The organism is Rasiella rasia, from assembly GCF_011044175.1.
Taxonomy (GTDB): Bacteria; Bacteroidota; Bacteroidia; order Flavobacteriales; family Flavobacteriaceae; genus Marinirhabdus; species Marinirhabdus rasia.
This window is the reverse complement of sequence record NZ_CP049057.1, coordinates 1,859,407-1,871,640: the sequence shown is the minus strand read 5'-3', so window position 1 is coordinate 1,871,640 and position 12,234 is coordinate 1,859,407. Positions and strand designations below refer to the sequence as shown.

The 12,234-nt window shown below is 37.3% G+C and carries 9 protein-coding genes; 6 read left to right on the top strand and 3 right to left on the bottom strand.

Features of this window, described 5'->3' with window-relative positions; all coding sequences use genetic code 11:
* Positions 1–33 precede the first annotated feature (33 nt).
* Complete coding sequence (locus G5B37_RS08510) at positions 34–2,262, bottom strand: tetratricopeptide repeat-containing hybrid sensor histidine kinase/response regulator (protein ID WP_164679614.1); 2,229 nt, start codon at positions 2,260–2,262, stop codon at positions 34–36.
* A gap of 106 nt (positions 2,263–2,368) precedes the next feature.
* Between G5B37_RS08510 and G5B37_RS08505 the strand changes: the two genes are divergently transcribed.
* The 4 genes from G5B37_RS08505 (at position 2,369) to G5B37_RS08490 (ending at position 7,237) form a co-directional block, all read left to right on the top strand.
* Positions 2,369–3,502: a methionine aminotransferase gene (locus G5B37_RS08505; RefSeq protein WP_318527349.1), complete on the top strand. Its 1,134-nt coding sequence runs from the start codon at positions 2,369–2,371 to the stop codon at positions 3,500–3,502.
* 153 nt (positions 3,503–3,655) lie between these two features.
* Positions 3,656–5,878: a catalase/peroxidase HPI gene (katG, locus tag G5B37_RS08500; protein WP_164679613.1), complete on the top strand. Its 2,223-nt coding sequence runs from the start codon at positions 3,656–3,658 to the stop codon at positions 5,876–5,878.
* Between the two features lie 82 nt (positions 5,879–5,960).
* On the top strand, positions 5,961–6,431 hold the full coding sequence (locus G5B37_RS08495; RefSeq protein ID WP_164679612.1) for an ankyrin repeat domain-containing protein: 471 nt from the start codon (positions 5,961–5,963) through the stop codon (positions 6,429–6,431).
* 20 nt (positions 6,432–6,451) lie between these two features.
* Positions 6,452–7,237, top strand: coding sequence for an amidohydrolase (locus G5B37_RS08490; protein WP_164679611.1), 786 nt, complete (start codon positions 6,452–6,454; stop codon positions 7,235–7,237).
* Here the strand turns inward: G5B37_RS08490 and G5B37_RS08485 are convergent.
* Positions 7,224–8,867 (bottom strand): Ig-like domain-containing protein, encoded by a 1,644-nt coding sequence (locus G5B37_RS08485; protein WP_164679610.1) that lies wholly within the window; start codon positions 8,865–8,867, stop codon positions 7,224–7,226. The genes G5B37_RS08490 and G5B37_RS08485 overlap by 14 nt on opposite strands.
* A gap of 49 nt (positions 8,868–8,916) precedes the next feature.
* Positions 8,917–9,582 carry a ComF family protein gene (locus tag G5B37_RS08480; RefSeq protein WP_164679609.1) on the bottom strand — a complete coding sequence of 222 codons (666 nt, stop codon included), beginning with the start codon at positions 9,580–9,582 and terminating at the stop codon, positions 8,917–8,919.
* A 95-nt stretch (positions 9,583–9,677) separates the two neighbouring features.
* On the opposite strand from G5B37_RS08480, the gene G5B37_RS08475 reads away from it, so the two are divergent.
* Positions 9,678–10,559: a hypothetical protein gene (locus G5B37_RS08475; protein WP_164679608.1), complete on the top strand. Its 882-nt coding sequence runs from the start codon at positions 9,678–9,680 to the stop codon at positions 10,557–10,559.
* A 126-nt stretch (positions 10,560–10,685) separates the two neighbouring features.
* Positions 10,686–12,230, top strand: a complete 1,545-nt coding sequence (locus G5B37_RS08470; RefSeq protein ID WP_164679607.1) for a glycine--tRNA ligase — start codon at positions 10,686–10,688, stop codon at positions 12,228–12,230.
* Positions 12,231–12,234 lie beyond the last annotated feature (4 nt).

Below are 12,234 nucleotides of genomic sequence, written 5' to 3'. Positions count from 1 at the left end.
TTTATGCGGTATATCAGGATTGTTTAGTCGAAATTATACAGTTTTCGATTTTTTAAGGGACGTGTCTTTTGTCATTAAATTCTTGGCAATGGTTTCTCGAAATTTTGTAACATCATATGGCTTTACGATAATGTCGTTCATTCCACAATCAAAAATACGATAGCGAATTTCTTCCACCTCTACCGCTGTAAGAGCAATAATAGGGATATTTTTGTTGAATTTTCGTATTTCCTGTGTGGCTTCAATACCATTTTTAACCGGCATATTTATATCCATTAATACAAGATCGTACGTTTCATTTTCGACACATTCTATTGCCTCTTCACCATTTTCAGCAATTTCACATAGTACCCCATCATTTTCAAGAATCTTCTTGGTAACAGTCTGATTAATTCTATTGTCTTCTACAATCAAAATACGTTTAGAAGCAAGCTGTTTAGTGTCTATTATTGGCGCAGTATCTTGTGTGTTGTTTTTTCTAAGAACATCAAATAATAAAGTAAAGGTAAAAGTGCTTCCTATACCAGGCTCACTAAGTACGTTAATCTCTGAATTGGCTTGCTGCAATAATTTTTTTACAATGGGAAGCCCTAGCCCAGTACCTTGATAATTTTGACTAGCAGCCTCAATCTGAGAAAATTCATTAAAAATACTCTCCAGTTTATTTTTTGCTATCCCCATACCGGTGTCTTTCACCGTAAATTGAACCATTACGTCTTCTTCAGTGGCATTGGTTACTCTGGCATTAATATCTATTATTCCGTTTTCTGTAAACTTGCACGCATTGCCAATCAAGTTCATTAGTATTTGTGATAGCCTTACAGAGTTGCCCTTGAGTAGCTCTGGCATTTGAGGTTCAATAGTTATTTCAAATATATTATTGTGTTGTAATTTCATATACTCAAAAGAAGAAGCAATGGTGCCAATGAGCTCTCTTAGATTAAAAACAGCATCGTCTTCATCAAAACTCTGACTGTCGATCTTGTTCATCTGTAAAACATCATTAATGAGTGCTAAAAGATAATCTGCAGAAAACTTCAAAGATTTTAGGTCTTCTTCATGTTTCTCGAGCTCTTTGTTTTCTAATAAGATTGTGCTTAGTCCTATAACACCATATAGAGGTGTTCGTAACTCATGACTAACTGTAGAGAAAAATTCTGCTTTTGCTTTTGCAAGCTTATCACTTTCTTCTTTTGCTCGTAAGTATTCTTTGTTTTTAATCTGAAGTTCACGAACGAGTCGCTTTCTCCGTCTGTATGCATAAAATAAGTACCCTGTAAGTACTACCCCTAAGGCCGAAAAAAACCACAAAAAAGTGTTGGTACGGTTCTTAGTTTCCATTAATTCTGCTTGCAGCTCATTTTTCTGTTGTGCAGCTTCGGCACTTTTTTGATATTCAGCTATTTGAAACTTTGAGCTAACATTATTAGCCGCAGCAGATTTCACAATCTCGCTGTTAGCTAAAAGATACTCTTCATAAATTTTACGAATCTCAAATGCCTTAACATACTCTTCCTTTTCGAAGAGCACGTCACTATACCCTCGGTACGAATTTTCAAGCTCTGCAGAGAGTTCTTCTTTTTCCCCTATTTCTATCGCCTTTAAGTAAGCCTCTTCTGCCTTCTCGAATTGGTTCTGACTTATGTAATAAGATCCGAAAAGGTTTTCTATACCAGCTTCAAAAGAAATGCTTTTTGCCTGTTTTCTTAACTCATTGGCTTTGTTTAGATAGTAGAGTCCGCTCTTGTATTTTTCCTCAGAGAAAGCTGTGACAACGGTATTAAAATAGGCTTTAGATAAACTTAAGGAGTCTTTTATTTTTTTAAATTTTTCTATAGACTTCTTATGGTATTTCATTGCCTTATCGTATCCTTCTTCTTCATAAGAATAGAGATTTGCTAAATCCATATACGTGATAGCGATAGCTGTGTCGTTTTTAGACTCAATGGCATAGCGTTCAGACTTTACAAAATTTTCTTGGGCAGTTACCATATCATCTAAGGCCATAAAGTCATATCCCAAGAATCGATATCCTTTATGAATTAAAGAAGGGTCTCCAATTTCAAAAGCTTTATTGAGAATTTTTATGTTAACCTCTAGTGATTTCTTGTAGTTGCCAGATGTGTAATAGATTTCTGAAGAATCTACAAGCCTATTAAAAGATACTCTAGTAGTATCAATAGCGTTATCTTGCTGTGCAAAAGTAACAGCTATCCATATAGGGCATGCGTACGTAAGGAAGAAAATAATTGATTTCTTCATGGTATAACAAAGTAGGTTTGGGTTGTGCAAGATACTCATTTACCTTTACATACTGTATATGTATATAGTATCTGCTACAGAATAAATAATAAACAACATTATGGTAATGAGTAAACTCCCTTCCGTTAACACGTCTATTTTTAGTGTGATGAGCGCTATGGCGTCAAAATATGAAGCTATTAATTTAGCACAGGGATTTCCTAATTTTGAAAGTGACTGCAAGTTAAATGAGTTGGTGACAAAAGCAATGCGTGATAAACATAACCAATATGCGCCAATGCCTGGCCTGTTGTCGTTACGAGAGAAAATTTCAGAAAAAATTGAGAAAGAGCATCGAGTTTCTTATAATCCGAAAACGGAAATCACAATAACCGCAGGTGCAACACAAGCTATTTTTACCGCTATCGCCGCCACCATTAATAAAGGCGATGAGGTTATTATTTTCACTCCTGCATACGATTGCTACGAGCCTACTATTACTCTTTTTGGGGGCAAGACAATTGCATATCAGCTTGAAGCGCCTTACTACAAACCAAATTGGGGGGAAGTAAAAAACTTGCTTACACAAAAAACCAAGATGCTAATTATAAATACACCGCATAATCCTAGCGGAACGCTTTTCACTAAAGAAGACATGCTTGCGTTACAAGAAATAGTGGTAGCTCATAATTTATTGGTAATTAGCGACGAAGTGTACGAGCACATTATTTTTGATGGTCATATCCACCAAAGTGCTGCACGATTCTCAGCATTAAAAAATCGAACTTTTATTACAGCATCCTTTGGTAAAACTTTCCATGTTACTGGCTGGAAATTGGGGTACTGTGTGGCTCCTGAAGTGCTCATGCAAGAATTTAGAAAAGTTCATCAGTACAATGTGTTTTGCGTTAATCACCCCATGCAGGTTGCCATTAGTAATTACTTGGAAGATTCAGATAAATATATGGCTCTTCCAAAGTTTTATGAGAATAAACGCGATACTTTTTTATCACTAATGAAAGATTCAAAATTTGCAATAATTCCTTCTCAGGGAACTTATTTTCAGTTGTTAGGTTTTGCTGAAATTACAGATGAAAGTGATATCGCTTTCGCTGAAAGACTAACAAAAAATTATGGATTGGCAACCATACCAACATCAGTATTTAATAATAAGCAGAAGGATTTTAAACAGTTAAGAGTGTGCTTTGCAAAGACAGACGAAACTTTGCGAGAAGCGGCTGCTATTTTACAAAGCATTTAATTTTCTTATGAGATAACACTTAAACTATCAATTTTTTCAATTACAAAATTAAAACATACAATACTCACATGGAATTCGCTGCTTAAGATTTATTAACTTTAAACTTCTTAGAAAGAACAAAAAATTTATTCACGTAACTAAAAAATAAAACCAATGAGTAATCACGGAGAAGCTTGGGAAATTAATGATGGAGATGCGAGCAAATGCCCATATTTTGGAGGTGTTCAAAGTCACAGTGCTGGAGGCGGTACAACAAATCAGAAATGGTGGCCTAATAGATTAAAATTAAATATTTTAAGACAACATGCCGCAAAGTCGAACCCAATGGGCGCCGATTTTGATTATGCTGCTGCTTTTAAAAGTTTAGACTTGTCTGCAGTTAAAAACGATTTGGTTACGCTTATGACAGATTCACAAGATTGGTGGCCGGCAGATTATGGCCATTACGGGGGTCTATTTATAAGGATGGCTTGGCACAGTGCAGGTACCTACCGTGTTACCGATGGCCGAGGTGGTGGTAATACGGGTAACCAGCGCTTTGCTCCTCTTAATAGCTGGCCAGATAATGGTAACCTAGATAAAGCAAGATTTCTACTGTGGCCCATTAAGCAGAAATATGGAAATAAAATTTCGTGGGCAGATTTAATGATTCTCGCTGGAAATTGCGCACTAGAGTCTATGGGCTTTAAAACCTTTGGTTTTGCAGGGGGTCGTGAAGATATTTGGGAGCCGGAACAAGATATTTATTGGGGTTCTGAAACAGAATGGATGGGCAATGACGAACGTTATAAAAAAGATGGTGAATTAGAAAAACCATTAGGAGCAGCGCATATGGGACTAATTTATGTGAACCCAGAAGGACCTAATGGGCAACCAGATCCTTTAGGTTCTGCGCATGATATAAGAGAAACTTTTGGGCGTATGGCAATGAACGATGAAGAGACTGTTGCATTGGTAGCTGGAGGACATACCTTCGGAAAAGCGCACGGGGCTGGAGATGCAGATCTTGTAGGAATAGAGCCAGAAGGTGAGGGAATTGAAGCGCAAGGTCAAGGATGGTTAAGTACATACAAGACTGGTAAAGGAGGGGACACCATTACAAGTGGTTTAGAAGGTGCGTGGACACCACATCCAAATAAATGGGATCATGATTACTTTGACGTGCTATTAAATTACGATTGGGAACTTACAAAAAGTCCAGCCGGAGCACACCAATGGACCCCTACGGCAGATTCTAATGCTAGAATGGCACCTATGGCTCATGATGCCAACAAAAAACAAGCGTTGATGATGTCTACCGCAGATATGGCGCTAAAAATGGACCCTGAATATTTAAAAATATCTAAACATTTTCACGAAAACCATGCAGATTTTGAAGATGCTTTTGCTCGTGCTTGGTTTAAGTTAACTCACCGTGATATGGGACCAGTTAGTAGATATTTAGGAGCAGAAGTTCCAACAGAGGAGTTGCTTTGGCAAGACCCTATTTCTGATGAAACAGCTTCTAAAATTACTGACAACGATGTTGCGTCGCTAAAAGAAAGCATTGCTAATTCTGGACTTACAATTCCTCAACTTGTAACTACTGCTTGGGCATCTGCGTCTTCATATCGTAATTCGGATATGCGAGGTGGTGCTAATGGTGCACGTATAAGACTAGAACCAATGAGAAGTTGGGAAGTGAATAAAGGAACGGCAACAGTGGTTGATGCGCTAGAAAATATTCAGCAAAAATTTAATAGTAATAATCCAGATAAGCATGTATCATTAGCAGATGTTATTGTACTAGGAGGTTCTGTTGGTATTGAAAAAGCAGCCAAAAATGCTGGGCACGATGTACAAGTTCAATTTAATGCAGGTAGAGGAGATGCTACACAAGCGCAAACCGATGTTGACTCTTTTGCACATCTAGAGCCTGTTGCAGACGGTTTCAGAAACTACTTGAAGAGTGGCCAAGAAATATCTACAGAAGAATTGCTCGTAGATAAAGCAAATTTATTAACGCTTACTGTCCCAGAAATGACGGTGCTAGTAGGAGGAATGCGCGCTTTAAATGCTAATTACGATGGTTCTAGCTACGGGATTTTTACCAATAGAAAAGAAGCACTTACCAACGACTTCTTTGCAAACTTGTTGAATTTAAACACAACCTGGAAGGCGACATCTAACGACGATCGAGTGTTTGCAGGACGTGATAGAAAAACAGGTGCTATAGTTTGGACAGGAACAAGAGCCGACCTTATATTTGGTTCTAACTCTGAACTGCGTGCCATGGCAGAGGTTTATGGAAGTCAAGATGCTCAAGAAAAATTTGTAAACGATTTTATTGCAGCATGGGTAAAAGTTATGAACTTAGACCGTTTCGACATAGCCTAACACAGGCTGTTTAACGTAACATTATATGAAAGCAATGCCATAGGTGTTGCTTTCTTTTTATCTTTATCATAAGATTTAAGCTATGGAAATTTCGGATTTATTTGCGGCAATTAGAAAAGAAAATAAGGAACAGCTACAGGTATTGCTTAGCAAGAACCCAAGTTGGGTAAATGAGACTGATGCTAGGGGTAGTACACCACTTCTGCTTGCGACCTATTACGGATTGGAGGAAATTTCCGCGGAAATTTTAAAACATCCACAAAATATTGACGCCCAAGATGCAAGTGGAAATACAGCATTAATGGGAGTGTGCTTTAAGGGATTTGCCACTATTGCCAAAATGCTTATGAAGCACGGCGCAAATGTGAATGTAACAAACTTTAACGGCGCAACTGCGTTAATCTATGCGGCTACCTTTAATAGAATTGAAATAATAAAGATGTTGCTTGCCCATGGAGCAGACAAACATATAAAAGATGACCGTGGTAATACAGCACTAGATCATGCTAAATTACAAGGGTTAAGTGAAGTTATTACTACCTTAGAAGAATAGCCAAAACAATAGGATATAACATGTCTCAAAAAGAACAATTGAAAGTAACCCTCATACAAACACATTTGCATTGGGAAAATGCAAAAGCAAATCGTGCCATGTTGTATGATAAAATTATGGGTATAACTGAAGAGACAGATATTGTTGTGCTTCCCGAAATGTTTACAACTGGCTTTAGCATGAATGCTGATGTCCTTGCCGAAGAAAGAGAAGGGTTTACTGTCATGTGGATGAAAGAACTTGCTGCGCGAAGAGGGTGTGCCTTAGTTGGAAGTATTATTGTAAAAGACAACGAATGCTACTACAATAGGCTCTATTTTATAACCGAAGAAGGTGCCATTTTCACATACAACAAAAAACACACATTTACCCTGGCCGGCGAGCATAAAACGTATACAGCTGGTAGAAATAGAGTTGTGATTGACTATAAAGGATGGCGTATTTTCCCATTGGTGTGTTACGATTTGCGATTCCCAGTTTGGGCTAGAAATACAGAAAATTACGACGTGCTGTTATATGTTGCTAACTGGCCTAAAAAACGAATTACTGCTTGGGATGCACTCTTAAAAGCACGCGCCATAGAAAACATGAGTTATTGTGTTGGTGTTAACCGTGTGGGGTTAGATGGTAACGGTCATGAATATACTGGGCACAGCGCAATTTATGATGTTCTGGGAACACAGATATCTACACAGGATTATGAAAAAGAGTTTGTAGACACGATTACGCTCTCTAAAACACACATAACTAAAAACCGAAAACACCTTCAGTTTTTAAATGATGCAGATGCATTTACTCTAACGTAAAGGTAATTTGTTGATCCCAATTACCACGAATTTCTATTCTTTCTCCGTAATATTTGACCGCCTCAGGTTGTAATTTTTGTAAAAAATTACCACTGTCCCAAATATTGTTTGCGTTTGTATCAAATACAATACGTATGTAGTAAAAACCTGGCTCAATATAGGGAAAGCTAACAACTGAATTTTCAGTTATAACTTTAGAACGAATCACTTTAAATTTTTCATTAACTAGTTCAATAATTAGTGGAAATTTTTCTGCATTTCGCAAGGTAAGCGCAATATCTCCGTATTCATCTTCTGCTTTTGTGCGGGCCGAATACGAAAGCGTATCGTTAGTAGCTTCAAAAAAATCTGTAATAGCTCCCGGTAGCAGCTTAATCTTATAGTTTTGTTCAAATGTTTTGTCGAAAACAATGGAAGCTCTATTGTATAAGGTGTCTAACGTCACGCTGTGCGGAACAGCAATAGAGTCTTTGTCTAAAATTTCAATTCTATCCTCAGAAAATGTATTAATGGGCGTATTTGCCTGTAGTTTAAATGTGTCTAACAACGTAAGTGTGGCTCCCTGAGCAGGAGTAATATTTAATGAATCTGCAAAGAGCTTTTTAAGTCGTACCTCAAGGGTATCTCTAGAAGTTCTATTGGTTGCAAGGAACAACAACGAATCTGTTACTTCTACATCAAATGCTGGTTTAAACCAATAATGTAAGGTGTCTTTTTCGAAATCTTTATAAATTTTTGAGGTGTAGTCTTGTGGTACTTCGGAAATTGGACGTATTTGAAGGCTGTCTGCTTTTCCGTTGAAACCAAATAAAATTTCTTGTTTGCTATGATGCGCTGGCCTAGTTACTTCGCAGTCTGGAGTTTCTGTGAAAACCGTTAAGCTGTACGTAGTATCGGCGGGTAACGAAATGGTATCTCTTAAGAAACCTATTTTATCGGTTTTAGGTTGAAAAATATAGTCGTTACTTTTTTCTTTTAGTCCAATTAATAAGTACTTCCCTTCTTTAAGATTTGTAAATTCGAAGGTGTTTGTACTGTCTTTTGTTACCGTGATATAGGTTGGCTTTTCTTTAAATATTATAGAATCTGAGAATGTTTCATTGTATTCATAGAGTAGCACACTCACTGGGTTTTCGGCTTTAGGGAGTACCGCATCTTTCACTGTGCCATTTAAGGTTAAGCTATCGATGTAGCTACCTGTAGAAAATACATATTTAAAGTATGGAAATTCATTTTCTTCATTGTTATCTACTATACTATTTCCGAAGTTAAATGAATATGTGGTATTCTCTTTAAGGGTGTCTAGAATTTTAATGCGTAGCTGCTTACTTGTGCTAAGTGGCGTAATAATTGGCTGATATTTTAACGGGGGAGATATTATTAGGTTTTTCTGGACTTCAACTAATTTAATATACTCATCGAAGGTGATTCTTATTTCGTTCCCTTCAAAATGAGTGCTATAATTTTCTGGACTACTTTTTACTATTACTGGGGCTAACGAGTCTCTTTTACCACCACTAGGATTGCCTCTCTTTGCGCAATCTACAAATGAGAGCGAAAAAAGGCATAGAATTAAGAGATAAAGTACTCTTTGTCTATAATGGTATAGGTGTGTGATAAGTTTTTTCAAGGAAACAAAAATAACAAGTTTTTTGATGGCATATTAGGTTTTACCATGTTTATAACGTTATAGCCATTGTAGCAACACTAATTTTAGTAGCGCCTTTTTCTAAGAGTAGGTTTGCGCAAGTTTCTAGGGTAGCCCCTGTGGTAACAATATCGTCTACTAACAAAATATGTTTTTCATTAAGTAATGAATCATGTTTAACACTAAAAACTTCTTGATTGCCAAATCGTGTAAAACGTTGTTTAAAAACTTGCGATTTAGTGGCAGATTTTTTGAGAAGAACGTTTTCAGCAAATGGAATTGCAAGCGCTTGCGAAATTTCATGACCAAATCCGCTTACCTGATTATACCCGCGCTTTCTCTTCTTTGTTTTATGAATAGGGACTGGAATAACCATATCGATATCTTGATATGCCTCAATTTCTGCAAGTTCTGCCCCTAGCCACTTTCCGAAGAAGTAACTTATCTGTTCTTGTTTGCGATACTTTAAATCGTGCAATAATTGTTGGGTAATACCTTTTTTATGAAATTGGAGCAGTGCAGTGGCGTTTACCACGGGTATTCTTCCGCTAAATATAGTGCGAACTGTCTCATTATTTGTACGGTGATAACATGCCAAAGGGAGTTGGTGTCTACAGTTCCCGCAAAGTACTTCTTCTGCCTTTAGCAGTTTGGTTTTACAACCGTGACAGAGTTTTGGAAATAAGACATTTAACATTTTTTAATTTTTTTTTACCATTTCATAAACAAGTTGATACCTAGTTGCGTAGTATTTTAGCCTCATATTCCTAACCTAGACGTAAATTTAATTCTATGAATAACGAAAATAATAGTGCCAAATTTAAAGTGTTAATAGGTGTGCTTTCTGTACTGCTTATAGCACTTGCTGTGTATACGGTTACACTTTATAATGATAGTAAAAGTACTGTATCTGGATTAGAGCAGCAAAAGACCGAAATTGAAAATGAACTAGAAGAGCTTATCGCAAATTATGATGAAGTGATTCAAGACAACGAACTTAAAGACAATGACCTTTTGGCTGCAAGAGAGCGAATCGAGATTTTATTAGACTCGGTTAAAGATGCAGAAGCCAACGTAGGCCTTATTCAGCGTTATAAAGTTGAAATTGGAAGATTGAAAAACGAGCGTAAAGCACTTTTCAGAAAAGCAGATAGCCTGATTGCTGCCAACAATAGATTGGTAATAGAGCGTGACAGCACTAGTAGCATGTTAAATGAAACTATTAAAGTGGTAGATTCTGTTAATATGGAAAATCTTGCTTTGTCCGAAACTGTTGCCAAAGGTGCAGCACTAAGTGCTACCGACTTAAGAGGAGAGGCCGTAATTATTAGAAATAGTGGTAAAGTAGTAGACACAAGACGCAGTAGCAGAGCAGATAAAATTAGAGCTTGTTTTCAATTGGCTCCAAATGCGATTGCTGAGCCAGGAGATAAAACAATCTATGTTCAAGTTATTAATCCTAAGAATAACTTACTTGGTGAAAAAGCCAGTCTCACCTACGACAACGGAACGTTAAACTACAGTAAGTCTGTTAATGTGTATTACGAAAATGAAGAACTTGATGTATGCGCCATGATAGATGCTCTAGAAGACGATTTAATAGAAGGTCGTTATGTTATCAATGTTTTTGATGGAGGAAAGCAAATTGCAACCACCGCTATGGTATTGAAATAGTAAAAGACTTTAGAACAAAATCTATAAGGTATAGTATGAAACCTGTAAAGAATTTCTTTGCAGGTTTTTTGTTTAAAATCTCTTTGAGATATATGTGGCGGCTGCAAATTTTTCTATTTTTGCGCCATGGCAAACGACGATCAGTTTAAGAAAGTAGTATCGCACGCAAAAGAGTACGGCTACATATTTGGTTCTAGCGAAATTTATGACGGTTTAAGTGCCGTGTATGATTACGCACAGAATGGGGTAGAATTAAAGAAAAATATTCGCGAATATTGGTGGCGAAGTATGGTGTACATGCACCAAAATATAGTTGGTATTGATGCAGCTATCTTAATGCATCCCACTACTTGGAAGGCTTCCGGACACGTAGATGCCTTTAACGACCCGCTTATAGATAACAAAGATTCAAAAAAGCGCTATCGTGCCGATGTACTCGTAGAAGACTATGCCGAAAAATTAGAGCAAAAGGCACAGAAGGAAATTTTAAAAGCTAAAAAACGCTTTGGCGATGCTTTTGATGAAGCTCAGTTTGTTGCTACTCATCCTAGAGTGGTAAAATATCGAGAGCAGAAAGCCGAAATTCTAAATCGGATGGCACGCTCATTAGAAGCTGAAGACTTAGCCGACGTAAAAGCACTAATTGAAGAATTAGGGATTGCAGACCCCGATACAGGTTCTAAAAACTGGACCGATGTAAAGCAATTCAACCTTATGTTTGGTACCAAGTTAGGTGCTTCTGCAGAAAGTGCAACAGATTTGTATTTACGCCCAGAAACGGCTCAAGGTATTTTTGTAAATTTCTTGAACGTTCAAAAAACGGGACGTATGAAAATACCATTTGGAATTGCGCAGACGGGTAAGGCATTTAGAAATGAAATTGTGGCGCGTCAGTTTATTTTTAGAATGCGTGAATTTGAACAAATGGAAATGCAGTTTTTTGTACGACCAGGAGAGGAAATGAAATGGTACGACTACTGGAAAGAAACACGCCTTAAATGGCACTTGTCATTAGGTATGGGGCCAGAGAACTACCGTTTTCACGACCATGAAAAATTAGCGCATTATGCCAATGCGGCTGCAGATATAGAGTTTAATTTTCCTTTCGGATTTAAAGAATTGGAAGGAATTCATTCTAGAACCGATTTCGATTTAAAAGCACACGAAGAATTTAGCGGAAAGAAGCTTCAGTTTTTTGATCCTGAACTAAATAAAAACTATACTCCATATGTTGTAGAGACTTCTATTGGCTTGGATAGAATGTTTTTGGCAGTGTTAAGTCATTCACTTCAAGATGAAACTTTAGACGATGGAAGCACGAGAGTTGTTCTTAAGCTTCCTTCTATTTTAGCACCTACCAAGGCAGCAATCCTTCCTTTAGTGAAGAAAGATGGTCTGCAGGAAATTGCGCAAGAAATTGTACAGCAGTTGCAATGGGATTACAATGTTTCTTATGATGAAAAGGATGCAGTAGGGCGACGCTACAGAAGACAAGATGCTGCGGGAACACCATTTTGTATTACTGTAGATCATCAAACCAAAGAAGATAACACCGTTACCATACGCGATAGAGATACCATGCAACAGGAAAGAATTCCTATAGCCGAAATAGCGAGCCGATTAAAAACGAGCACTTCGTATAAAAAATGGCTGTTTAATATACTAAACTAGTAGA